The sequence below is a fragment of the Nonomuraea jabiensis genome, from assembly GCF_014204795.1.
GTDB classification, from domain to species: domain Bacteria; phylum Actinomycetota; class Actinomycetes; order Streptosporangiales; family Streptosporangiaceae; genus Nonomuraea; species Nonomuraea jabiensis.
Genome location: NZ_JACHMB010000001.1, coordinates 6,772,566 through 6,794,585, shown reverse-complemented (window position 1 = coordinate 6,794,585; position 22,020 = coordinate 6,772,566). Strand labels below are relative to the sequence as shown.

General features: G+C 72.2%; 22 protein-coding genes. 8 read left to right on the top strand and 14 right to left on the bottom strand.

Annotated elements, in window-relative coordinates; translation table 11 throughout:
• Positions 1 to 78: 78 nt before the first annotated feature.
• Both HD596_RS31040 and HD596_RS31035 read right to left on the bottom strand, forming a co-directional pair.
• A complete protein-coding gene (locus HD596_RS31040; RefSeq protein WP_185072806.1) occupies positions 79 to 780 on the bottom strand; it encodes a B3/B4 domain-containing protein in 702 nt (233 codons plus the stop codon).
• 59 nt (positions 781 to 839) lie between these two features.
• Entirely contained in the window at positions 840 to 2,087 is a 1,248-nt protein-coding gene (locus tag HD596_RS31035; RefSeq protein ID WP_246554977.1) for an MFS transporter, read from the bottom strand.
• An 84-nt stretch (positions 2,088 to 2,171) separates the two neighbouring features.
• Here HD596_RS31035 and HD596_RS31030 point away from each other — a divergent pair, with 84 nt between their 5' ends.
• On the top strand, positions 2,172 to 3,038 hold the full coding sequence (locus HD596_RS31030) for a LysR family transcriptional regulator (RefSeq protein WP_185072805.1): 867 nt from the start codon (positions 2,172 to 2,174) through the stop codon (positions 3,036 to 3,038).
• Here the strand turns inward: HD596_RS31030 and HD596_RS31025 are convergent.
• The 6 genes from HD596_RS31025 to HD596_RS31000 all read right to left on the bottom strand — a co-directional run bounded on the left by HD596_RS31025 (position 3,025) and on the right by HD596_RS31000 (position 7,910).
• Positions 3,025 to 3,546 (bottom strand): GNAT family N-acetyltransferase, encoded by a 522-nt coding sequence (locus HD596_RS31025; protein ID WP_185072804.1) that lies wholly within the window; start codon positions 3,544 to 3,546, stop codon positions 3,025 to 3,027. The two genes, HD596_RS31030 and HD596_RS31025, sit on opposite strands and share 14 nt — an antisense overlap.
• 91 nt (positions 3,547 to 3,637) lie before the next feature.
• Entirely contained in the window at positions 3,638 to 4,402 is a 765-nt protein-coding gene (locus HD596_RS31020; RefSeq protein WP_281398280.1) for an amino acid ABC transporter ATP-binding protein, read from the bottom strand.
• A complete protein-coding gene (locus HD596_RS31015; protein WP_185072803.1) occupies positions 4,399 to 5,310 on the bottom strand; it encodes an amino acid ABC transporter permease in 912 nt (303 codons plus the stop codon). Before HD596_RS31015 ends, HD596_RS31020 begins: the two co-directional genes overlap by 4 nt.
• Positions 5,307 to 6,233: an ABC transporter substrate-binding protein gene (locus tag HD596_RS31010; protein WP_185072802.1), complete on the bottom strand. Its 927-nt coding sequence runs from the start codon at positions 6,231 to 6,233 to the stop codon at positions 5,307 to 5,309. Before HD596_RS31010 ends, HD596_RS31015 begins: the two co-directional genes overlap by 4 nt.
• Positions 6,226 to 7,026 carry a deaminated glutathione amidase gene (locus HD596_RS31005; RefSeq protein WP_185072801.1) on the bottom strand — a complete coding sequence of 267 codons (801 nt, stop codon included), beginning with the start codon at positions 7,024 to 7,026 and terminating at the stop codon, positions 6,226 to 6,228. The genes HD596_RS31010 and HD596_RS31005 overlap by 8 nt, the downstream gene beginning before the upstream one ends.
• Entirely contained in the window at positions 7,023 to 7,910 is an 888-nt protein-coding gene (locus tag HD596_RS31000; RefSeq protein ID WP_221519600.1) for a substrate-binding domain-containing protein, read from the bottom strand. The genes HD596_RS31005 and HD596_RS31000 overlap by 4 nt, the downstream gene beginning before the upstream one ends.
• Positions 7,911 to 8,061: 151 nt before the next feature.
• Between HD596_RS31000 and HD596_RS30995 the strand changes: the two genes are divergently transcribed.
• Positions 8,062 to 9,411 carry an aminotransferase-like domain-containing protein gene (locus HD596_RS30995; RefSeq protein WP_185072799.1) on the top strand — a complete coding sequence of 450 codons (1,350 nt, stop codon included), beginning with the start codon at positions 8,062 to 8,064 and terminating at the stop codon, positions 9,409 to 9,411.
• Here the strand turns inward: HD596_RS30995 and HD596_RS30990 are convergent.
• Positions 9,395 to 10,414 (bottom strand): hypothetical protein, encoded by a 1,020-nt coding sequence (locus HD596_RS30990; RefSeq protein WP_313045210.1) that lies wholly within the window; start codon positions 10,412 to 10,414, stop codon positions 9,395 to 9,397. The genes HD596_RS30995 and HD596_RS30990 overlap by 17 nt on opposite strands.
• A gap of 47 nt (positions 10,415 to 10,461) precedes the next feature.
• Entirely contained in the window at positions 10,462 to 13,407 is a 2,946-nt protein-coding gene (locus HD596_RS30985; RefSeq protein WP_185072797.1) for a bifunctional [glutamine synthetase] adenylyltransferase/[glutamine synthetase]-adenylyl-L-tyrosine phosphorylase, read from the bottom strand.
• A gap of 42 nt (positions 13,408 to 13,449) precedes the next feature.
• Here HD596_RS30985 and HD596_RS30980 point away from each other — a divergent pair, with 42 nt between their 5' ends.
• On the top strand, positions 13,450 to 13,995 hold the full coding sequence (locus tag HD596_RS30980; RefSeq protein WP_185072796.1) for an HXXEE domain-containing protein: 546 nt from the start codon (positions 13,450 to 13,452) through the stop codon (positions 13,993 to 13,995).
• A 93-nt stretch (positions 13,996 to 14,088) separates the two neighbouring features.
• Here the strand turns inward: HD596_RS30980 and HD596_RS30975 are convergent, their stop codons facing one another.
• Positions 14,089 to 14,772, bottom strand: coding sequence for a type 1 glutamine amidotransferase (locus HD596_RS30975; RefSeq protein WP_185072795.1), 684 nt, complete (start codon positions 14,770 to 14,772; stop codon positions 14,089 to 14,091).
• A 94-nt stretch (positions 14,773 to 14,866) separates the two neighbouring features.
• Between HD596_RS30975 and HD596_RS30970 the strand changes: the two genes are divergently transcribed.
• Positions 14,867 to 15,727: an alpha/beta hydrolase gene (locus HD596_RS30970; RefSeq protein WP_185072794.1), complete on the top strand. Its 861-nt coding sequence runs from the start codon at positions 14,867 to 14,869 to the stop codon at positions 15,725 to 15,727.
• A gap of 75 nt (positions 15,728 to 15,802) precedes the next feature.
• Here HD596_RS30970 and HD596_RS30965 read toward each other — a convergent pair whose 3' ends face one another.
• Positions 15,803 to 16,516 (bottom strand): PaaI family thioesterase, encoded by a 714-nt coding sequence (locus HD596_RS30965; protein WP_185072793.1) that lies wholly within the window; start codon positions 16,514 to 16,516, stop codon positions 15,803 to 15,805.
• 398 nt (positions 16,517 to 16,914) lie between these two features.
• Here HD596_RS30965 and HD596_RS30960 point away from each other — a divergent pair, with 398 nt between their 5' ends.
• Together HD596_RS30960 and HD596_RS30955 are read left to right on the top strand one after the other, a co-directional pair.
• A complete protein-coding gene (locus tag HD596_RS30960) occupies positions 16,915 to 17,490 on the top strand; it encodes an AAA family ATPase (RefSeq protein ID WP_221519598.1) in 576 nt (191 codons plus the stop codon).
• Between the two features lie 69 nt (positions 17,491 to 17,559).
• Positions 17,560 to 17,910, top strand: coding sequence for a YciI family protein (locus HD596_RS30955; protein WP_185072791.1), 351 nt, complete (start codon positions 17,560 to 17,562; stop codon positions 17,908 to 17,910).
• Here the strand turns inward: HD596_RS30955 and glnA are convergent.
• A complete protein-coding gene (glnA, locus tag HD596_RS30950) occupies positions 17,907 to 19,268 on the bottom strand; it encodes a type I glutamate--ammonia ligase (protein WP_185072790.1) in 1,362 nt (453 codons plus the stop codon). The two genes, HD596_RS30955 and glnA, sit on opposite strands and share 4 nt — an antisense overlap.
• Positions 19,269 to 19,422: 154 nt before the next feature.
• On the opposite strand from glnA, the gene HD596_RS30945 reads away from it, so the two are divergent.
• Together HD596_RS30945 and HD596_RS30940 are read left to right on the top strand one after the other, a co-directional pair.
• Positions 19,423 to 19,968: an EF-hand domain-containing protein gene (locus tag HD596_RS30945; RefSeq protein WP_185072789.1), complete on the top strand. Its 546-nt coding sequence runs from the start codon at positions 19,423 to 19,425 to the stop codon at positions 19,966 to 19,968.
• Between the two features lie 44 nt (positions 19,969 to 20,012).
• Positions 20,013 to 21,047: a terpene synthase family protein gene (locus tag HD596_RS30940; RefSeq protein WP_313045204.1), complete on the top strand. Its 1,035-nt coding sequence runs from the start codon at positions 20,013 to 20,015 to the stop codon at positions 21,045 to 21,047.
• Here HD596_RS30940 and HD596_RS30935 read toward each other — a convergent pair.
• The gene (locus HD596_RS30935; RefSeq protein ID WP_185072788.1) at positions 21,038 to 22,000 is read right to left on the bottom strand and encodes a DUF5937 family protein; all 963 of its coding nucleotides are present in this window, start codon (positions 21,998 to 22,000) and stop codon (positions 21,038 to 21,040) included. The genes HD596_RS30940 and HD596_RS30935 overlap by 10 nt on opposite strands.
• Positions 22,001 to 22,020: the final 20 nt, after the last annotated feature.

Sequence of the window (22,020 nt, the reverse complement as noted above, 5' to 3'; positions counted from 1 at the left end):
ATCGATATATACCGACAATCTGACTATAGGGCAATGCCTTCCCTGGCCGCGGGTGGGCCGACGTTCACCGATCAGCCGTCACACAGGGAACTCGAACCGGGGCTCGGACGGGCTGAGGATGGTGTATTCCGGCGGCGTCATGGACCAGCCGGCGGCCAGCTCGTCCGAGAGCCCGGCCATGAGGGACTCGACGTCCTTCCTGGCCGTGTCGTGCAGCGCCTCGGCGACGATCAGGACGTCGGTGGTCGTGTCGCGGACGGCCGAGTGGCCGCTCTGGCGGTTGGTCCAGCGGCGGGCGTGCGCCCTGCCCTCCGCGTCGGCGAAGATCACCTCGCCGGGCGGCGGGTGCTCGGTCTCGCCGGAGAAGGTCAGGTACGTCTCGTCGCCCGCCGCGTACCTGACCTCCACGTACTGCGAGATCTTGGCGATGTCGAACACCGCCACCGGGATCGCGTACGCGATGGAGAGCGCGTTGCAGAGGTCGATCAGCGGGTGCAGGCGCGGCAGCGCGCCTTCCTTCCTGAAGCGGCGCAGCAGGGACTCCGAGGCGCAGCGGTACTGGGTCGGCTTGAGGCCCATCTTCGAGAACGCCCGCCGCCACGCCTGGATCGCCGGCAGTTCGCCCTCCGAGGCGGTCTCGAGCCGATCCGCGGCGCGCTCGGCGCACCAGGCGATCGCGTCGTCGACGGAGACGTCCGCCGTGATGCCGGTCGCGACGAGCACCCCGGGGACGAGCTCGGGGAAGTCCCGCCAGATGTCACTCGAATGCTGGAAACGCACGGTCCACCTCGCCATCCCCGACCAACCCCGGCCCTGCGCCGATCACGATACCCGCATCGTCACGTCAGGGCCGCCGCGCGGGCCCGCCAGGCGCCCGCCGCGTAGCACAGGCAGGTCAGGGCCGTCAGGACAGCCGCCGCCAGCAGGGGCCGGCCGACGACGCCCATGACCGCCACGCCGAGGGTCGCGCCGGCCTGGCGGAAGGCGTTCAGGACGCCGCCCGCCGTGCCCGCCGTCCCCGGCGGCGCGCTGTTGACCATGCCCGCCATCAGCGCGGGCAGCACGAACGACAGCCCGAACCCCATCACCACCAGCCACCACGCCAGCGCGTCCGTGAGGGCGACGCCGGCCAGGCCGGTCGCGAGCAGGGCGAGGCCGCACAGGGTCGGCGGGCGCGGGCCGTAGCGGGCCACCAGGCGGCCGGTGAGCAGCGGGTTCACGGTCATGGGGAGGGTGAGCGGCAGGAAGGCCAGGCCGGCGGCCAGCGGGTCCAGGTGGCGGGTGTCCTGCAGCAGGAGGGTGAGGACGAACAGGGCGCCGGAGAAGGCGAAGTTGGCCACCGTGCCCGCGAGCAGCTCGGGCCAGGTGGCGGCGAGCAGGCCGCCGGGCAGCGCGGGGGCGTGGCTGCGGCGCTCCACCGGCACCAGCACGGCCAGTACGGCCAGGGCCGCCACGCCCGCCAGGACCGAGGGGCCGATCAGGGCCTGCGCCACCAGGCCCAGGAACGCGCAGGCCAGCGCCTGGACCCGCCAGTCGATCCCGCGGTGGCCGCGCGGCGAGCTCACCCGGCGCATGGCCAGCAGGCTGATCAGGGCGAGGGGCGGGTTGAGCAGGAAGACGGCGCGCCACCCGTACAGGTCCACCAGGAGCCCGCCCAGCAGCGGGCCGGCGGCGAGCGCGGTGCCGGTGATGGCGGCCCACAGGCCGGTGGCGCGGGCGCGGGCGGCCGGGTCGGGGAAGAGCTGCGGGAGCAGGCCGAGCGAGCCGCCCGTGCAGAGCGCGCCCGCCACGCCCAGCAGGGCACGCAGCCCGACCAGCACGCCCAGGTGCGGCGCCGCGGCGCTCAGCAGCGAGATCGCGCCGAACGCCACCACGCCGGCCTTGAAGATCCGGGCCGCGCCGTACCGGTCGGCCACCGCTCCCCCGACGAGCAGCGAGGCGGCGAAGGCGACCGTGTACGCGTTCACCGCCCACTGCTGCCCGGCCAGCGAACCGCCGAGCGAGGCCCGCAGGTCGGGCAGCGCGATCGTCAGCACGGTCGTGTCGAGGATCACGAGGAAGTAGGCGAGGGAGAATCCGAACATCATGCGCCTCAGCCTGCTGAGATGCCGCATCCGCCCTCAACAGGCGGGGCCGCAGGGGGCGTTCGGGAAAACCGTATGCTGGCGGCTATGGATTTGCGTCAGTTGCGGGGGTTCGTCGCGGTGGCGGGGACGGGCACCGTCACCGGTGCGGCCAACAGCCTCGGCCTCGCCCCCGCGTCGGTGTCGGAGCAGGTGCGCCGGCTGGAGCAGAGTCTGGGGGTCGCGCTCTTCGAGCGCACGCCCCAGGGGATGCGGCTGACCGAGCAGGGGTCCACGCTGCTGGCGCGGGCGCAGGGGCTGCTCGACCACGCCGACGAGGTACGCCGGGCCGTCACCGGGCAGCGGCGCAAGGTGCGGATCGGCGCGCTGGAGATGCTCGCCGCGGCCAGGATGCCCGCCGTGATCCGCCGTCTGTCGGAACGCCGTCCCGACCTGGACGTGGACGTGCGCTCGCACACCAGGCAGTCGCTGCTGGCCGGGGTGGCGGGCGGTGAGCTGGACGCGGCGCTCCTGCTGGACACGGGCCTGCGGATCGGCGGGCTCGGGTTCACCGTGCCGCACGACCCCGGCTCCGGGCCGGTGGCGCCCGATCTGGACTTCCTGGACGTGGGCGAGGTCGGGCTGGCGCTGGTCGCGGCGCCGGACGGGGATCGGGAGCCGCTGCTGGTCAGCCCGCCGGGCTGCTCGATCCGGCTGGCCGCCGACCGGGCGTTCGGCCCGGAGGTGCCACGCAGGGAGCTGACCAGCATCGCCACCGCCCGCGAGTGGGCCAGGCAGGGGCTCGGCAGCGCGCTGCTGCCGGACTTCGCGCTGGAGCCGGACCTGGCCTCCGGGGCGCTGGTGCGGCTCGGCTTCGAGGCGCCCGCGCTGGCGCTGCGGCTGGTCTGGCTACGCGGCCGCGAGCCCGCCCTGCGCGACGTCCTCTACGCGATGAGCGCCCCTACGGGCGCTTGATGTGGTAGGCCACGTGCGGGAACAGGGGGTGGTCCGGCGCCAGCCGCGAGTGGCCGAAGTCGGCCAGGTGGGTCATGCCCAGGCGCTTCATCACGGCCTGGGAGCGGGTGTTGCTCTTGGCCGTCATGGAGATGATCTCGTCCAGTCCGGCCTCCTCGAAGGCGTGCCTGAGGGCCTGCCTGGCCGCCTCGGTGGCGTACCCGTGGCCCCAGGCCGGGCGTGCCAGCCGCCACCCGATCTCCCACGCGGGCAGGAACGGCGCGTCGAACGTCTGCCAGATCAGCCCGGCGAAGCCGATGAACTCGCCGCTCCCGCGCACCTCCAGCGCCCACAGCCCGTGGCCGTCCTTGTCGAACTCCTCCTCGATCCTGTCGACGAAGTGGTCGCTCTCCGCGCGGGTGAGGGGGGCGGGGAAGTGCTCCATCACCTCGGGGTCGGCGTTCATCGCGGCGAATGGTTCCCGGTCCTCGTCGCGCCATCTGCGCATGATCAAACGCTGGGTCTCCATCCCACCCACGATAAGCCCGTCCGCCCTTCGGGGAGGGGGCACGTCCCTTCTGTCCTTCGCTCGGAAGGGGGTGGCGGGAGGCGCGTGGGGTCTACAGGACGCGGCTGAGGAAGGCCCTGGTGCGGGGGCTGGCAGGGTTGTCGAGGACCTCCTTCGGCGTGCCCGACTCGACCACGACACCACCGTCCATGAACACCACCCGATCCGCCACCTCCCGCGCGAACCCGATCTCGTGAGTCACCACGATCATGGTCAGCCCGTCCTCGGCGAGGCCCTTCATGGTGGCCAGCACCTCACCCACCAACTCCGGGTCCAGCGCGCTGGTCGGCTCGTCGAACAGCATCAGCTTGGGCCGCATCGCCAGCGCCCTGGCGATCGCCACCCGCTGCTGCTGCCCGCCGGAGAGCTGCCTGGGGTAGCTGCCCGCCTTCTCCTCCAGGCCCACGCGGCGCAGCAGGCCGAACGCCCGTTCCCTGGCCTGCTCGCGCGGCTCGCGGCGGACGCCGACCGGCGCCTCCATGACGTTCTGCAACACCGTGAAGTGCGGGAACAGGTTGAACTGCTGGAAGACCATGCCGATCTCCCGGCGCTGGCGGGTGATCTCGCGCTTGCGCAGGTGCCGCACCTTGCCGCCGGACGCCTGGAACCCGATCAGCTCCCCGTCCACGAAGATGGAGCCGCCGTCGATGGTCTCCAGGTGGTTCACGCAGCGCAGGAACGTCGACTTGCCCGACCCGGAGGGGCCGAGGATCACCACGACCTCCCCCGCCTGGACGTCCAGGTCGATGCCTTTGAGGACCTCGAGGTGGCCGAAGTGCTTGCGTACGGCGTGGGCGTGGACCATGGGGACGGTCATGACGTCACCTCCGAGGGACGGCGCCGGCGGAAGGTCAGGAAGGCCCAGAAGCTCTGCGGCGCGTTCCTGGTGGCCCCGCGGGCGTAGTGCCGCTCGATGAACGACTGGCCGACGTACAGGATCGAGGTGATGACCAGGTACCAGACGCAGGCGACGATCAGCAGCGGGATGGTCTGGAAGGTACGGTTGTAGATCGACTGCACCGTGTAGAGCAGGTCCGCGAGCGCGATGACGCTCACCAGCGACGTGGCCTTCAGCATGCTGATCACCTGGCTGCCGGTGGGCGGGATGATGAACCGCATGGCCTGCGGCAGCACGATCCTGCGGAAGGTGCGCGCGTTGCTCATGCCGAGCGCCGAGGCGGCCTCGGTCTGCCCGGGGTCGACCGACATGAGCCCGCCGCGGATGATCTCCGCCATGTACGCGCCCTCGTTCAGCCCGAGCCCGAGGATGGCCGCGAGCAGCGGGGTGATGACCATGTTCGTGTCGGCGCTGACGAACTCAGGGCCGAACGGGACGCCGAAGGAGATCTTGGGCAGCAGGTACGACAGGTTGTACCAGAGCACGAGCTGCACCAGCACCGGCGTGCCGCGGAAGAACCACACGTAGAGCCCGCAGGCCGCCCGCGCGACGGGGTTCTCGGAGAGCCGGCCGACGGCCAGCAGCACCCCGAGCACCACGCCCACGAACATCGCGATCACGGTGAGCAGCAGCGTGGTGAAGATGCCCTGGCCGATGACCTGCGCGTTGACGTAACGGAAAACCACGTCCCACTGGAAGTTGGGGTTGGTGACCAGCAGGCTCACGAGCTGGGCGGCCAGCACCAGCAGGATGATCGAGGCCACCCAGCGCAGCGGATGGCGCGTGCGGGACGCGCCCGCGACGTCGACCTCCGGCGGCCCGCTCATGATCCCGCCAGGTTGACGCCGGCCTTGTCCAGCTTGTTGTCGGACGTGCCCCACCTGTCCATGATCTTGGCGTAGGTGCCGTTGTCGATCAGCTTCTGGATGCCGTCCTTGACCACGTCACGCAGCGGCGAGCCCTTGCCGACGACGGCCCCCTGGTAGAGGTCGTCGAAGCCGTTGCTCTGCCCCTTGCCCGCCAGCTCCAGCTTGCCGCCGGACTGCGACACGAAGTACGTGAGCGGCGCCTGCGAGGAGAAGAACGCGTCGGCCCGGCCCGAGCTGACCGCCAGCACCGAGGTGGGCTGGTCCTTGTACGACTGCACGGTGATCTTCGGCTTGCCGTCCTTGGCGCAGGTCTCGGACTGGTTCTTGATCACGGCTTCGGCGGAGCCGCCGGCCATGACCGAGATCTTCAGCCCGCACGTGTCCGCCACCGAGTTGATCTTCTTGGGGTTGCCCTTCGGCACGGCGAAGACCACGAACTCCTTGACCCAGTCCACGAAGTCGTTGGCCTTCTGCCGGTCGGCGAAGTCGCCCACCGGGCCGATGGCCAGGTCGTAGCGGCCCGAGGCGATGCCGGTCAGCTGGCTGGGCAGGCCGTCCACGGTGACGTGCTCGATCTTGACGCCGAGCACCTGTCCGAGGGCCTCCGACAGGTCGGCCGCGGCGCCGGTCATGGACTTGCCGTCCGCCCCGGCGATCTCGTACGGCGGGAACGAGCCGTTGTTCACCGAGACCAGCTTGCCGGCGGTCTTCACCTTGTCGGGCAGCCGGTCGTACAGGGCCTGGTCCTTGCCCTGGGCGGCCACGGTGCCGGAGGCGGCGGGCTGGGAGCTCAGCGCGCCCTGGGCCTCCTCCGGGTTGGCGCCGCAGCCGGCCAGCAGGAGGGCGGCGCCGAGCAGGGCAGCCGTCGCGTACTTAGACATCTCGCTCCAATCGGGGGTCGACGGCGAAGCGCCGGTTCTCGAGGACGGGGAGGCTGAGGCGGGCTCGCTCGAGCTCCTCCATGGAGGCGTCGGCCCAGAGCAGGCCCGGCGCGTCGCCGAGGCGGGCCCGGGTGATGCCGAGCGGGTCGACGACCATGCTGGCGCCGATGTTGCGGCGGCCGCACTCGCCGGAGGCGGCCAGGTACACGGTGTTCTCCAGGGCGCGGGCGGTCACCATGACCTCCCAGTGCCACTCCTTGGCCGGGCCGCGCACCCACGCGGTGGGCAGCGCGATCACCTGGGCGCCCTGGTCGGCCAGGAGCCTGGCCAGCTCGGGGAAGCGCACGTCGTAGCAGGTCATCATGCCGACCTTCCAGCCGGCCACGTCGATCACCACGGGCGGGTTCGTGCCGGGCACGACGTTGTCGGACTCGCGCCGGCCGAAGGCGTCGTACAGGTGCAGCTTGGTGTACGTCCCGACGATCTCGCCGTCCCTGGCGGCCACCAGGACGTTGAACACGCGGCCGTCGCCCGACGGGGTGTGCACGCCGGCGATCACGGTGGTGGACGAGCCGCGCGTGCGCTCGACCAGCCCGCTGACGAACGGCCCGTCCAGCGGCTGGGCGGCCTCGCGGATGCGCGTGGGCTCGTCGACGAACAGGGCCATCGCGCCCTCGGGCAGGACCAGCAGGTCGGCGCCGCCCTCGGCGGCCCGGTCGATCAGGTCCTGGCAGGTCTTGAGGTTGACCGTCCAGTCCTCCGAGGACGCGTACTGTCCCACGGCGATTCTCATATGGCGAAGACCTCCTCGGGTCGGATGCGGCGGTTCGAGATGCCCTGGGCGTGCAGCTCCTCGCAGAAGGCGGCGATCATGGCGGCGTTGGGCCCGACGCCGTACGGCATCCAGTCGGGGCCGAAGGTCCGCGCCGTCTCCGTCAGGTCGGCCAGCAGCCAGGGCGTGGTGTCGGCGAGCAGCCGCCGCCGGGCCAGCCAGTGCCGCTTGGAGCGTTCGAGCAGGTCCTGAACGGCCCGCGGCAGCCCCGGGTCGCGCTCGACGGCCTCGCGCTTCAGCGTCACCAGGTGAATGCCGGGCACGAAGCCGGTCTCCCGGTAGTAGGCCAGCTCGGCGGCGCGGTGGTCGGGGAGCAGGTGGCGAAAGCGGCTGTCCGGGGTGAAGAACTCGTCGGGCATGAACGGGGTCATGATCGCGTCGTAGCGGCCCTCGGCGAGCCCTTCGGCCAGGCCGTCGCCGGTCAGCGAGACGTTGTCGGGGAACGGGACGGGGCCGACGCGGTCCTTGCCGGTCTCGCCGGCGACCAGCGGGCCGACCGTCCACTCGATGCTCCTGATGTCCACGCCGGCGGCTCTGAGCAGGGCGCGCGTCCAGGTGTTGCCGGAGTCCGGCCAGCCGGTCAGGCCGATGCGGGCGCCTTTGAGCTCCTCCAGCGAGGTCAGCTCGCTGTCGCGGCGGACGAGGACGCACCGGTGCCGGAAGCCGCGCATCACGAAGACCGGCAGGCCCACCAGGCGGTCGTCGCCCGCGGCGCGGCCGAGCACGTACCTGCTGAAGGACGTCTCACCGCCGTCCAGGTTCGGCTCGCTCAGGACGTCCGGGGTGACGGCGCGGGACTCGAGGTCCAGCTCGAACCCCTCCGGCCGCACCTCCCCCGTCGCCACCGGTACGAGATGGTCCCAATCCCGCAGACCCAACCGAATATGCACAAACACCCCAAAGTTCCCTTGCTTTGAATTGCTGGAAACCTTATGTTCAGGCAACGTCCCACACAAGACGATCTTTGTTGCTGAACAAAGATTTACAGGAGGTCATGTGGAATCCGCCTGGCTGGCGCAGCGCATCGGCGAGCCGACCGCACGCGGGATCGCCGCCGCCCTGACCGATCTGATCAGGCAGGGCACGGTCACCGCGCAGACGCGCCTGCCGACCGTGCGCAGCCTGGCCAGGGAGCTGGGCGTGAGCTCGGGGACCGTCGCGGAGGCGTGGTCGGAGCTGCGGCGGCACGGGATGATCCACACCGATCGCCGCCGCGGCACGGTGGTGCTCGGGCCGCCCGACGTGCCCCGTCCCATCCGTTACGAGCGCATCGGCCACTGGGGCGACCGGCTGGCGATCGACCTGGCCATCGCCTCCCCGGATCCGGCCCTGCTGCCGCCGCTGGAGGCCGCGCTGATCGCCGCGGCCGGCGCGGAGGGGCTCAACGACTACGCCCGCGAGACGATCACGCCGCGGCTGCGTGCCGCCGTGGAGCCGGACTGGCCGTTCCCGGCGCGGGGCTGGCTCGCGGTCGGCGGCGGGTACGAGGGGGTGCAGCTGCTCTGCCAGACGACCGCGCTGCCCGGCGACCGGATCGCGATCGAGGAGCCGACCGCCGCCCGGCTGCTGGACATCCTGGAGACGATCGGCGTCCAGATCGTGCCGGTGGCCTGCGACGAGGAGGGGCCCGTCCCCGAGTCGCTGGCCAAGGCGCTGCGGGCCAGGCCGGTGGCGTTCGTGTACCAGCCGCGCGGCCAGTCGCCCTGCGGCCACGCCGTGACCGCCGGGCGCTCGGCCGAGCTGGCCGCCCTGCTGGAGCCGACCTCGACGCTCATCGTGGAGGACGACGGGATCGGCGAGCTGTCCGTCTCGCCGATGGTGAGCATGGGGACGCGCTTTCCGGACCGTACGGTGCTGGTGCGCTCGTACTCCAAGTCGCACGGCCCCGACCTGCGCATCGCGATCATCGGCGGGGCGGCGGACGCGGTCGAGCGGGTGCGCGTGCTGCGGAGCTTCGGCATCGGCTGGACCAGCAGGATCCTGCAGGACACGCTGGCCCACCTGCTCGGGGACGCCGAGGTGCGGGAGCGCGTTGCGCACGCCCGCACGGTCTACGCCGGGCGGCGGGCGCGGCTGAAGTCGGAGCTGGCCGAGCGCGGCGTGCCCACCGGCGGCGGCGACGGGCTGGTCCTGTGGGTGCCGGTGCGCGAGGAGTCGGCGGCGCTGGTCACGCTGGCCGCGCACGGCATCTCCGTGGCGGCCGGCAGCCGGTACGTGATCGGCCCCGCCGCCACGCACCACCTGCGGCTGGCCACGGCCCGGCTCACCGACGACCCCGGCGAGCTGGCGGACCTGGCCGACGTGATCACCCTGGCGGCCAGGGGCGGGCTCAGCGGCGGCTCCTGATCCCGGTCAGGCGGCGCAGCACGTCCCACCAGAACGACGCCCCGAACAGCAGCGCCACGTACGTCAGCAGGAAGCCGGGCCAGTGGCTGGGCGTGGTGATCCGCTGCCACCACAGGCCGCCGTTCCAGTGCACGGACGGGTCGCCCTCCGCCGGGATCGACACGCTGACCAGCGCATGGTCGAGCATCTTGACCAGCGCGGGCTGGCTGAGCGTCTCGGTGACGCACGGCACCGGGTCGCCGCCCGTACAGCGTGCCTTGAGCTCGTTGTACGCGTCCGGCCCCGACCCCGCCACGGCCGTCACCGAGGCGCGGAAGGCGTTGTCGCGCAGCAGCGTCTTGGCGTACTCCAGCCCGTCCATCGTGAACACCAGCGTCACGACCAGGCCCAGCACGGCCACGACCCACTTGACGTAGCGCTTGTAGAGCATGGACAGCCGCTGCATCTCCCCGTCGAACCAGCTCTCCACCCCCTGCCTGAACCGGTCGAGGTCGCGCTGCGCGGTCTCCCACACGCCCTTGAGGTGGCCGTAGAGCGGGCTGCGCATGGACTTGAGCTTCTCCAGGAACCCCTCGACGCCGTCCGGCTCCCCCGCCGCCAGCTCCATCAGGGCCACCGCGAAGCGCGCCGGCGGGATGTTCGAGATGCTGGTACGGCCCTTCTTCGGGTGATCGATCCCCTGGACCCGCTGGTAGAGGAGGTTGACCATGGCGTCCTCGGCCTTGCTCTCCTGCGCCGGCAGCTCCCCCGGCTCGGGGGGCGAGGGCTGGTCGCTGTGCTTGGGCCGGGGGTCGCGTACGAAGGGCAGCGCCGCGAAGACGTCGCGCACCTTGGCGGGCAGCCACGACCTGCCCTGCGCGTCGGACCCGTCCATGGTGTCCCTGAGGTAGGCCCACAGGAACTTGCTGCGGATGGCGAGCACCCGCACGAACGCCTCGTTGAGCCCGCTCACCAGCAGCGACAGCAGCAGGAACGACACCACGAGGCCCAGCGCCAAATCCACATAAACGGATAACACGCGGGCCTTGATACACCCGTACGCGCCGCCGATCAAGCCCCGTAGAAGACTCGGTCCACCACTTGCCGTGCGCGGCGGGTCACGCGGCGGTAGTCGTCGAGGAAGTCCTCCGAGCCGTCCGGCGGGTAGCCGAGCGTCTGGGCGACCAGCTTCCGCTCGCCCGAGTCGCGCGGGACGCTGTCGCCCGGACGGCCCTTGACGAGCATGATCGCGTCGCGGATCCGGGAGGCGAAGCGCCACGCCTCGGCCAGCACGGCCTCGTCGGCCGGGGCGAGCAATCCCTCGGCCGCGGCCGCGCGCAGGGCGTCGAGCGTGCGGGTGGTGCGCAGGGACGCCAGCGTGCCCGCGTACCGCAGCTGCAGGAGCTGGGCCACCCACTCCACGTCGGACAGCCCGCCGGGGCCCAGCTTGGTGTGCAGGCCGGGATCGGCGCCGCGCGGCAGGCGCTCGGCCTCCATGCGGGCCTTGAGCCGCCTGATCTCCCTGACCGCGTCGTCGTGCAGGCCGCCCTTCGGGTAGCGCAGCTCGTCGACCATCGCGGTGAACTCCTGCCCCAGCGCCGCGTCGCCCGCCGAGAACCTGGCCCGCAGCAGCGCCTGCGACTCCCACGGCGACGACCAGCGCGCGTAGTAGGCCCGGTAGGAGGCCAGCGTCCGCACCAGCGGGCCCTGGCGCCCCTCGGGACGCAGGTCGGGGTCGATGATCAGGGGCGGGTCGGGGGCCGGCAGCGAGAGCAGCCTGCGCACCTCGTTGGCCACGGCGAAGGCGGCGTCGGTGGCCTCGCGCTCCGCCACGCCCGGCAGCGGGGAGTGTACGAACATGACGTCGGCGTCGCTCGCGTAGGAGCTCTCCATGCCGCCGAGCCGGCCCATCGCGATGACGGCGAACCTCGTGACCTGCGGGACCTTGGCGAGGGCGACGTCGAGGGTGGCCTGGAGGGTCACGTCCGTCAGGGACGACAGGGCGCTGCCGACCGCCTCGATCTCGACGAGCCCGAAGATGTCGGCCACGGCCGTACGGAACAGCTCTTTTCTCCGCAGCGCCCGCACGGCCGCGACGGCCGGCTCGGGGTCGCCCTGGTACCTGGAGACCGCCGCCGAGGCCTCGCCGGCCAGCGACTCCCGGGAGCGCACCGCGAGCTCGTCGTCCGAGCCCAGCATCGCGACCGCCTCGGGCGCGTTCATGATCAGGCCGGTCGCGTAGCGGCTGGTGCCGAGCACGCGCGACATCCTGGAGGCCACCGCGGTCTCGTCGCGCAGCAGCCGCAGGTACCAGGGTGTGCTGCCCAGCTTGTCGCTGACCTGCCGGAACCCGAGCAGCGCCGCGTCCGGGTCGGGCGTGTCGGCGAACCACCCCAGCATGACGGGCAGCAGGGTGCGCTGGATGGCCGCCCGCCTGGACACGCCAGCGGTGAGGGCGGCGATGTGGTGCAGCGCGCCGGTCGGATCGACGTAGCCGAGCGCTTCGAGCCTGGCCTTGGCCGCCGTGGTCGACAGCCGGGCCTCCGACTCCTGCAGCCGCGACACGGCCTGGAGCAGCGGCCGGTAGAACAGCTTCTCGTGCAGCCGCCGCGCCTCCATGGCGTGCCGCCGCCACCGCGCCGTGAACTCCCCCACCGGGTCGGTCTGCATGCCGAGCGCGCGGCCCAGCCTGCGCAGGTCGGACTCGTCCGTGGGCACGAGGTGGGTGCGTCGCAGCCGGTGGAGCTGCAGGAGGTGCTCGATCTGACGCAGGTACGAGTACGCCTCCGCCAGCCCGCGCGAGTCGTCGCGGCCGACGTAGCCGCCCCGGGACAGCGCCGCCAGCGCGGGCAGCGTGGCCCTGCGGCGCAGCAGCGGGTCGAGCCTGCCGTGGACGAGCTGGAGCAGCTGCACCGCGAACTCGATGTCGCGCAGCCCGCCCGGCCCCAGCTTGAGCTGGCGGTCGCCCTCGGCGCGCACGTGGGCCTCGACCCGGCGGCGCATGGCCTGCACGTCCTCGACGAAGTGCTCGCGCGTGGCCGCCGTCCACACCAGGTCGTTGACCGCCTCGACGTAGGCAGAGCCGAGCTCCAGGTCGCCCGCGACCGGCCGGGCCTTGAGCAGCGCCTGGAACTCCCACGTCTTGGCCCAGCGCCGGTAGTAGGCCAGGTGGCTGCCGAGCGTGCGCACCAGCGGGCCCGACCTGCCCTCCGGCCGCAGGCCCGCGTCCACCTCCCACAGCGAACCCTCGGACGTGGTGGCGGAGCAGGCCCGCATCATGGCCTGGGCCAGCCGGGTCGCGGTGCGCAGCGCCTTGGTCTCGTCGGCGCCCTCGCGCGGCTCGGCCACGAAGATCACGTCCACGTCGCTGATGTAGTTGAGCTCCCTGGCGCCGCATTTGCCCATGCCGATGACCGCCAGGCGTACCTCGCCGTCGTCCACCTCGGCCCGGGCGATGGCCAGCGCGGCCTCCAGCGCGGCGCCCGCGAGGTCGGACAGCTCCGCCATGACCTCGGCCAGCGTGGCCTCTCCCGTGAGGTCGCGGGCGGCCAGGTGCAGCAGCCGGCCCCGGTAGGCCACGCGCAGCGCCTCCAGCGGGCGCTCGGCGGTGGCGGCCTGCCCCGGCTGGGCGCCGACCGCCTTCAGCAGCTCCGCCCGCGCGTCGCCCGGCAGCGGGCCGGCCAGGAGCGCGACCTGGCCCGGGTGGCGCACCAGGTGGTCGCCGAGCGCGGCGCTGACGCCCAGGACGGCCAGCAGCCTCGTGCGCAGCGCCTCGTCGCGGCGCAGGACGTCGAGCACGGCGGGATCGCGCTCGGCCAGGCGGGTCAGCGAGACCAGCGCCTCGTCGGGGTCGGCCACGTCCACCAGGAACTCCATGAGCTCCTCCACTTCGGCTCCGGCCTGCCGGACCAGCTGGGCGGCCCTGGCACCGTCGACGAAGCCGAGCCTGGCGAGCCGCGCGGCGGTGGATTCGATCCTGGGCACCCCTCCATCTTGACAGGACTTCAGCCGTAGCATAGGAACGCAACGTTGCGTTGCATTCTTGGGAGGCGATCGACGATGGTGCCCTCTGCCGTCACGTGGGGCCTGCTGGCCGCGTGGGCGGTGCACGACGTGGAGGAGCTGGCGACCATGGCGCGCTGGACGCGTTCGGCCCGGCCCCAGCTGGAGGAGCGGCTGCCGTGGGTGCCGTGGGAGCGGCTGGAGGTCTCGCAGCGGCACGTGAACGTGGCCGTCGGGCTCATGGGCGGGGTGATGGCGGGGGCCTCGGCGCTGGGGGCGCGTACGGGCGGGCGGAGCCCGGTGTTCCAGGCGGCGCTGCTGGGGTTCGGGGCGCACGGGGTGATGCACCTGGCGCAGGCGGCGGTGACGCGGGGGTACACGCCGGGGGCGGTGACCGCGCCCGTGGTGGTCATCCCGTTCTCGGTGTGGGCCTGGCGGCGGCTGCGGGCCGAGGGCGTGCCGGTACGGACGGGGGCGGCGGCCTGGGCGGGCCTGGCCGCACTCCCGATCCTGCTGGCCGGCATCCACGCCGCCGCCCACACCCTGACCCGACCCCGCACCCGGCCGCGCCGACCGGCATCCGCACCACGGCCCGCGCCCTGACCCGACCCCGCTCCCGGTCGCGCTCCCGGTCGCGCCGGCCAGCGTCCACGCCCTGATCCGGCCCCGCGCCCACGGGACCGAGTGGGCAGTGGTTCAGGCGCGGGCGCCGGTCCTGACGACCTCCGTGAACGCCTCCGCCACCGGCCGCCAAGTGGCCACGAGCGCGCTCTCGGCGGCCTTGACCGCGGTGTTGAGCTCCTCGGCCGCGTCCAGTCCCGACCCGTCGGTCCAGGACGCGAAGATCTCCGGCGTGGCCTCGGGGTGGAACTGGATCGCCCACGCCGCCTCCCCGAGCCGGTAGGCCTGGTTCGGATACTGCGCCCCGGTCATCAGCGGCACCGCGCCGTCGGGCAGCCGCGTGATCGTGTCCTGGTGGTACTGGACGGCCACGGCCGTACCGACCCCCGCCAGCAGCCGGTCATCGGCGGCCGCGGGCAGCGCGACCACCTCGCAGGCGCCCACTTCGAGCCCGTTCGTCCCCCGCTCGACGGTGCCGCCGCAGGCCATGGTCAGTAACTGGGCTCCCAGGCAGATGGCCAGCGTGGGCGTGCCCTCGTCCACGGCCCGGCGCAGCAGGTCGCGGGTGGCGGGCTGCCAGGGGCTCCGCTCGTCCTCCCAGGCGGCCGCCGCGCCGCCGAGCACGATCAGCCCGTCCGCCGGGCGCGCGGGGATCTCCTCGCCGAGGTACGGCCGGACGACGTCACAGGGCAGCCCCAGCCAGTCACCGAGGTATCCGAGCCCGGCCTCGTCCTCGTGCTGAACAACGGTAATACGCATATCAAGGGATTATCCGGAATATCACCACAATCCCGACACTCGGCCCCGTGGGTGCCGATCGCCAGGGCGGGGTGTTCGTCCCTAAGCTCCGACCATGAGCTTCGAGTTGGACGATGTCGGCGGTCTGCGGATCGCCAGGTTCGGCGCGGGACCGCGTACGATCATCGCGGTCCACGGGATCACGGCCTCCCTGATGGCCTGGGGCGCGGTGGCGCGGCGGCTGCCCGAGGAGTGGTCGATGGTCGCCATGGACCTGCGCGGCCGCGGGCACAGCGCCTCGCTGCCCGGGCCGTACGGGCTGCCGAGGCACGCCGAGGACGTGCTGCGCGTCGCCGACCACGTGGGGGCGGGCCCGGACGCGGTGCTGACGGGGCACTCGATGGGCGCGTACGTGGCCGCCCTGGCCGCCGCGGAGCGGGACTTCGCGCGGGTCGTGCTGGTGGACGGCGGCCTGCCCTTCCCCCCGCTGCCCGCCGGGGTGGACGCCGACGAGGCGATGGAGGCCACGCTCGGGCCGGCGCTCGCCCGGCTGCGCCAGACGTTCCCCAGCGCGGACGCCTACGTCGACTTCTTCAAGGCGCACCCGGCCTTCGTCGGCCACTGGAACGCCGACGTGGAGGCGTATGTCCGCTATGACCTGGCGGGGCCGGACGGGGCGCTCAGGTCGCGGGTGGCCCCGGAGGCGGTGCTGCAGGACGGGCGCTGGCTGCGCCTGGAGTCGGAGGCCATCGCCGCCGCCCTGACCGCCATCACGTCACCGCTCACCCTCCTGCGGGCGCCGCGCGGCCTGCTCAACCAGGACGTGGGCATGCTGCCCGACGACCTCGCCCGCCCCTGGGCCGCCCGCCTCCCGGGGCTGCGGGACGAGGTGATCCCGGACTGCAACCACTACACGATCCTGTTCGACGACCGCTGCGTCTCCTCCATCGTCACCCACCTCACCACCCCGTCCTGAAAACGCGCCCGTGGATGCGGAACGGCCCCCGAGCCGTGCTCAGGGGCCGTTCTCCGAGATCGCCGGGACCGCAGGTCAGCGTGGAGCGATCCAGGTGGCGCGGGCGGCGGCGACCAGCGTGCCGTCCGCCTCGTAGATGGCGCTCTGGCCGTACATCTTGCGGCCGTCGCGGCCGGTCGGGCGGGCCACGACGGAGTAGCGGCCGCCGGGGTAGACCGGGCGGTGGATCTGCACGGCCAGGCGGCCGAGCAGCGCGCTCTCCCCCGGGCCGAAGTGCGCCCAGCCGGTGATGCAGTCGAGCACGGCGCCCACGATCGAGGCGGGCACGCCGTCCTCGCCCGTCACCGTGAACGGCACCCGCCAGCCGGCCGCCACCAGGTCCGTGCCCTCCACCGGGCCGGGGAAGATGCGCAGGCCGTCACCGGGCTCGCGCAGCCCGCAGGCGAAGCACTCGGCGAACGGGTGCGCCTTCAGGCCCACGAACCCCGCCTCGGCGCGGGCGGCGTCGTTGAACGCCACGAACCCCGGGCCCTCCAGGTCCTCGGCCACGGGGATGGCCTCGACCAGCAGCTTGTCGCCGTCGTAGAGTGAGACGGAGTTGGCGACGTGCTCCAGGCGCAATTCGGTTTGCAAAGGGGTCGGCGCATGCAACGTGACCTCGACCGCCGATCGGCCTCCGTTCAGCGCCTCAGCCATGGCGCCCGCGATCCAGCCGCCGTTGGCGACTCCCGCCGGGCCCCGGAAGCGCTCGGGAACCGTCAGCACTGTCTGCAGGGCAGACGTCGTCATGCCACACCCTCCAATATCGCCACATACGGCGACAAGTCCAGAAATGTCAATAGAAGCAGGCCGATTTTACTGGACGCCCGGTTTCACCAGATCTCCGGGGTCCTGAGGCTGATCGACACCACCACATAACGCCTCGAAGGGGCCCGAAACTTCCCGCCCACCAGCACGCTATGCGTCACACATCGCCGGGATGTGACTCGGAGGTTAGAAGCAACGAAAATCGGCCCCACTCCAGGCTTCCCTGAAGTGAGGCCGATCAAGGCGTTCCCTTTACCCTATCCCGGGTTTCCCTCGCCCCGTGACCAAACCGACGATCCGAAGCGCGCGTCCGGGGCCAACCTTGGCGAAGCTGTAAGCAACACGACAGAAGTGGGGGTGGATCTGTGCAGGCGGCGAGGTTGCGGTTTCCGTCGGGGTCGCTGGTCATCTTGACGGGGCTGCCGGGCGCGGGGAAGACCACGCTGCTGCGGCGCCTGTACGGGCTGCACGGCGCGGAGAGCCTGCCCGTCACCGTCGGCACGGTCGTGGTGATCGACACCTACCAGTCCAAGCAGCACTGGAACGAGCGGCTCGGCTGGGCCCCCGGCCCGTTGCGCCGCGCCGTGGTCTTCGTCACCCACCTGAGCCGCATCCGCCGCGCCCTGGCCCTGGGGCACTCGATCATCGCCCACAACCGGGGCTGCGCGCCGTACGTGCTGCGGGGTTTCGCCTGGCTGGCCCGCAGGCACCGCGCGAGCTTCCACCTGCTCCTGCTCGACGCGCCTGCGGAGGAGGCGCTGGCGGGGCAGGTGGCCCGGGGCCGGGTGGTCGCGCCCAGGACGTTCGCGCGCCATCAGCGCAGGTGGGAGAGCCTGTCGGCCAGGGTGAAGTCCGGCGATCCCGGGCCCGCCGCCGGCGCGTTCATCGTCGACCGGGTCCAGGCCGGGCTGCTCCAGGAGATCGCGTTCGACCGGACGCCGACGCCCACGCGATGAGAATTTCCGCGCCGGATGTCGATACGGCCGCACCGCGTTCGTGTGAGAGGTGACGGAAAGGAAGGTCACATGAAGCAGTACGTGCTCAGCATGCAGCAGCCCGACGGGCCCCCGCCCGCGCCCGAGATCCTGGACCCGATCATCCGCGACCTCGGCGCCGTCGAGCAGGAGATGCGGGACGCGGGCGTCTGGGTCTTCTCAGGCGCGCTCCGGCCACCCTCCGACGCCCGGGTGGTGCGGATGCGCGACGGCGAGCCGCTCACCACCGACGGCCCCTACGCGGAGGGCAAGGAGCACGTCGGCGGTTTCACGATCATCCAGGCCCCCGACATGGAGGCGGCCCTGGAATGGGCGCGCAAGCTGGCAGAGGCCGTGGCCCTGCTGCCCATCGAGGTCCGCGAGTTTCAGGCAGGCGTCTAGAGCACCGGCAGGTAGCGGCCGAGCTCGAACTCGGTGACGTGCCGCCGGTATTCGCGCCACTCCGCGCGCTTGTTGCGCAGGAAGAAGTCGAAGACGTGCTCCCCGAGCGTCTCGGCCACCAGCTCGCTCTGCTCCATCACCGCGATGGCGTCGTTGAGGGAGCCGGGCAGCGGCTGGATGCCGAGGGCCCGCCGCTCGGCGCTGGTCAGCGTCCACACGTTGTCCTCGGCGGCGGCGGGCAGCTCGTAGCTCTCCTCGATGCCCTTCAGACCGGCGGCCAGGATCAGCGCGAAGGCGAGGTACGGGTTGCACGCCGAGTCGAGCGACCTGAACTCGATCCGCGTCGAGCCGCCCTTGTGCGGCTTGTACATCGGCACCCGGACCAGGGCGGAGCGGTTGTTGTGGCCCCAGCACACGTAGGAGGGCGCCTCGCCGCCCTGCCCCGCGATGGCCTCCGCGCCGCCCCAGAGCCGCTTGTAGGAGTTGACCCACTGGTTGGTGATGGCGGTGATCTCGGCGGCGTGCTTGAGCAGCCCGGCGATGAACGAGCGGCCGATCTTGGACAGCCGGTATTCGGACCCGGCCTCGTAGAAGGCGTTGCGGTCGCCCTCGAACAGCGACATGTGGGTGTGCATGCCGGAGCCGGGGTGCTCGGTGAACGGCTTGGGCATGAAGGAGGCCCAGATGCCCTGCTCCAGGGCCACCTCCTTCATGACCAGCCGGAAGGTCATGATGTTGTCGGCCGTGGTCAGCGCGTCGGCGTAGCGCAGGTCGATCTCCTGCTGGCCGGGGGCGCCCTCGTGGTGGCTGAACTCCACCGAGATGCCCATCGACTCCAGCATCAGCACCGCCTGGCGCCTGAAGTCATGGCCCGCGCTGTGCGGCGTGTGGTCGAAGTAGCCGCCGGAGTCGATCGGCTCGGGCCGCTGGCCGGCCTCGGGACGGTTCTTCAGCAGGAAGAACTCGATCTCCGGGTGGGTGTAGAAGGTGAAGCCCATGTCGGCGCACTTGGCGAGCGTGCGCTTGAGCACCCAGCGCGGGTCGGCGTGCGACGGCGAGCCGTCCGGCATCAGAATGTCGCAGAAGATGCGGCCCGCGCCCGGCGTCTCGCTGCGCCAGGGCAGGATCTGGAACGTGGCCGGGTCGGGCTTGGCGAGCATGTCGGACTCGTAGACACGCGCGAAACCCTCGATGGCCGAGCCGTCGAAACCGATGCCCTCGGCGAACGCGCCTTCGAGCTCGGCCGGTGCGATGGCCACTGACTTGAGGAAACCGAGCACGTCAGTGAACCACAGCCGGATGAACCGGATGTCGCGTTCCTCGAGCGTGCGGAGCACGAACTCCTGCTGGCGGTCCACTTGCGTCCCCTCTATCTGTCAGTACACGTCCAGCTACCAGCATGCCGCGCCCGTGTTTCGCACACGTTACGCGGGGTGCCGGTGCGAGCCTCGCTGACAAAGGCCCCGCCCCGAGCTTACTGTGATCACGCAGTCAGTCTCGGGGGAGGCATTGGTGGCTATCGACCTGCTCAATCACAAGCTAGATCGGGCATTCGACCACATCGACGCGAGCGGCAACGGTGTCGTCGAGCGGGAGGACCTGCTGGGTCTGGGCGCCCGCATCCTGGTGGGCTTCGGGGAGTCCCCCACCTCGGTCACCGGGGCCAGCCTCGTCGACGGCTTCGACCAGATCTGGTCGGCCCTGTCGAAGGCGCTCGAGCGCGACATCGACTTCGGGATCGCGCGCCCGGACTTCCGTGACGGGATGGTGGCGGCGTTCGTGACGGGCGACCAGTACGACACGGTGTTCAGGCCCGCGACGGTGGCGGTCGCCGAACTGTGCGACGGCGACGGCGACGGGGAGATCGGCCCGGGCGAGTTCCGCACGTTGCTGAGCGCGTTCGGCGTGGCCTACGACGACGTCGACGCGGCCTTCGACCGCCTCGACCGCTCGGGCAGGGGCACGCTCACCGTGGACGAGCTGGTCCTGGCCGCCTCCGACTACTACCGCGGCGAGGACCCCAGCGCCGCGGGCAACTGGCTCTTCGGCCCGCTGTGAAGGCGGGCGTGAGGACCGGCGTGAAGACCGCTGCGGAGACCGCTGTGAAGAGCACCGTGAAGAGCACCGGGAAGAGCACTGTGAACACCACCGTGAACACCACCGGGGGCACCACCGTGTTCGCGACGGTGCGTACCGCGCTGCGTTCGGCCCTGACCTCGGTGCTGCCGCTGCCGCGCAGGGGTGGCTCGGCGGCGATGGCGCTGCTGCCGCTCACCGAGCGGGTGCCCGCGATGGCGGCCCCGTGCCGGATGCACCCGGCCGTGTACGCGATCGAGGCCGCGGTCATCGACTGGGCCAGGAGGACCGGGCTGCGGGCCGCCCCGGGCGTGGGCTACCACCGGATGGCGGGCCGGGCGTTCGCGGAGTTCGACGCGGCCGCGGCGGCGCTGTTCGCGCAGTGGCTGACGTGGCTGTTCCACCTGGACGACGAGCTGGACGAGGGCTCGTGCCCGCTGGACATCTTCGACGGCATGCTCAGGGGCGCGGCCCGGCATCCGCTGGAGGCGGCGTTCGCGGACCTGTGGCGGGTGACGAGCGCGCGGATGAGCGACCGGTGGCGGGCCAGGTTCGCGGTCGGGTTGCGGCGCCAGCACGACGCGTGCCGTACCGAGGCCGACAACCGGGCGGCGGGCCGGATGCCGACGCTGGAGGAGTATCCGGCGCTGCGCAGGGGCACCGTGGGGCCGTACCTCTATGACCTGGTCGAGCCATGCCTGCGGGTCGAGGTGCCCGCGTGGGTGCACGAGTGCGAGCCGTGGCAGCAGCTGGTGAGCGCGTGCAGCGACGTCACGGCGTGGTGCAACGACGTGGCCTCCCGGCCGAAGGAGCGCGGCGACGTGCACAACTTCGTGGTGCTCGCGATGCGCCAGCTCGGGCTGGGCGAGCGGGAGGCGACGGCCTGGGTGCTCGACCGGATCGCCGCGCGCTGCCAGGACATGCACAAGGCCGCCAGGCGGCTGCCGCTGGAGGATCTGGAGCCGAAGGAGGCGAGAGACGTCAGCAAGGTCGCCTGCGCGTACCTGGCGGCGCCGCGCGCCCACCTCGACTGGCTGCTGGAGTCCAAGCGCTACGCGTGACCCGCGAGCGTGTCACCCGTGGGGGTGCGGCGGTAGACGACCTGCTTGCCGACCCGCATCCCCACCGTGAGCCCGCCGCCGCTGAGCACCCCGAGGTGCTGGCTGACCGCGCCGGGCGTGAGCGCCATGCGCGCGGCCAGGGCCGAGGTCGTGGCGGGCTCGGCGAGGGCGAGCAGGATCTGCGCCCGGCTCCGGCCGATCAGCGCGGCGAGCGCGCCGGGCGCGGGCGGCGGGCCCTGCTCCCACAGCGTGCCAACGCCGAGCACGGGGTAGACCAGCGTCGACTGGTACGGCGCCGTCATCACCGCCACGGCCGGCCCCCAGAACGCGCTGGGCACCAGCACCAGCCCGTCGCCGTGCAGGCCGCCCGCCTCGCACCACGGCCGGTCGATGAGCAGCCGCTCCCCCGTCCACACCACGGCCGGATCGAGCGCGGCGAACAGCTCGCGCGCCCCGCCCTGGGCCAGCTGCCGCGACCGGCGCAGCACGTCGCGTTCCAGCAGCCCGTACACGCGGGGCCAGTACTCCGCGAAGCACGCCTCCCAGTACGCCTCCAGCGTGGCGGCGACCCTGGCCACGCCCGCCTCGGGGTCGGCCATGAACCGCTCCAGCACCGCCCGGTCGGTCCCCACGATCTTGGCCGCCTCCACGCGGGCCCGTTCGGGATCCGCGCTCCTGACCCGCTCCAGCTCGGCGGCGAACTCCGGCATCGGCGTGTCGGGCGGCGGCGTGATGAAGTCGGCGATGTAGCCGCCGGCGGGCACGAGCGCGAACAGCTCGGCCAGGTCGAGCCCCGCCAGGCGGGGCCGCACGGCCTTGAGCCAGGGCAGGTGGATCGACTGCCTGGCCGGCCCCTGCAGGGTGCGCAGGCTGGCGACCAGCTCCCACATCGGCGAGAACGCGAACCGGATCCTGGCCACGTCCTCCGGCCTCAGCATCCACTCGACAGCCATGCTTTTAGCCTGCACTAAAT

Excerpts from the sequence above, each read along its gene's own strand:
- HD596_RS31035 (WP_246554977.1), bottom strand. The coding sequence starts at position 2,087 with ATGATGTTCGGATTCTCCCTCGCCTACTTCCTCGTGATCCTCGACACG.
- HD596_RS31030 (WP_185072805.1), top strand. The coding sequence starts at position 2,172 with ATGGATTTGCGTCAGTTGCGGGGGTTCGTCGCGGTGGCGGGGACGGGC.
- HD596_RS31025 (WP_185072804.1), bottom strand. The coding sequence starts at position 3,546 with ATGGAGACCCAGCGTTTGATCATGCGCAGATGGCGCGACGAGGACCGG.
- HD596_RS31020 (WP_281398280.1), bottom strand. The coding sequence starts at position 4,402 with ATGACCGTCCCCATGGTCCACGCCCACGCCGTACGCAAGCACTTCGGC.
- HD596_RS31015 (WP_185072803.1), bottom strand. The coding sequence starts at position 5,310 with ATGAGCGGGCCGCCGGAGGTCGACGTCGCGGGCGCGTCCCGCACGCGC.
- HD596_RS31010 (WP_185072802.1), bottom strand. The coding sequence starts at position 6,233 with ATGTCTAAGTACGCGACGGCTGCCCTGCTCGGCGCCGCCCTCCTGCTG.
- HD596_RS31005 (WP_185072801.1), bottom strand. The coding sequence starts at position 7,026 with ATGAGAATCGCCGTGGGACAGTACGCGTCCTCGGAGGACTGGACGGTC.
- HD596_RS30985 (WP_185072797.1), bottom strand. The coding sequence starts at position 13,407 with ATGCTACGGCTGAAGTCCTGTCAAGATGGAGGGGTGCCCAGGATCGAA.
- HD596_RS30980 (WP_185072796.1), top strand. The coding sequence starts at position 13,450 with ATGGTGCCCTCTGCCGTCACGTGGGGCCTGCTGGCCGCGTGGGCGGTG.
- HD596_RS30975 (WP_185072795.1), bottom strand. The coding sequence starts at position 14,772 with ATGCGTATTACCGTTGTTCAGCACGAGGACGAGGCCGGGCTCGGATAC.
- HD596_RS30970 (WP_185072794.1), top strand. The coding sequence starts at position 14,867 with ATGAGCTTCGAGTTGGACGATGTCGGCGGTCTGCGGATCGCCAGGTTC.
- HD596_RS30965 (WP_185072793.1), bottom strand. The coding sequence starts at position 16,516 with ATGACGACGTCTGCCCTGCAGACAGTGCTGACGGTTCCCGAGCGCTTC.
- HD596_RS30955 (WP_185072791.1), top strand. The coding sequence starts at position 17,560 with ATGAAGCAGTACGTGCTCAGCATGCAGCAGCCCGACGGGCCCCCGCCC.
- HD596_RS30935 (WP_185072788.1), bottom strand. The coding sequence starts at position 22,000 with ATGGCTGTCGAGTGGATGCTGAGGCCGGAGGACGTGGCCAGGATCCGG.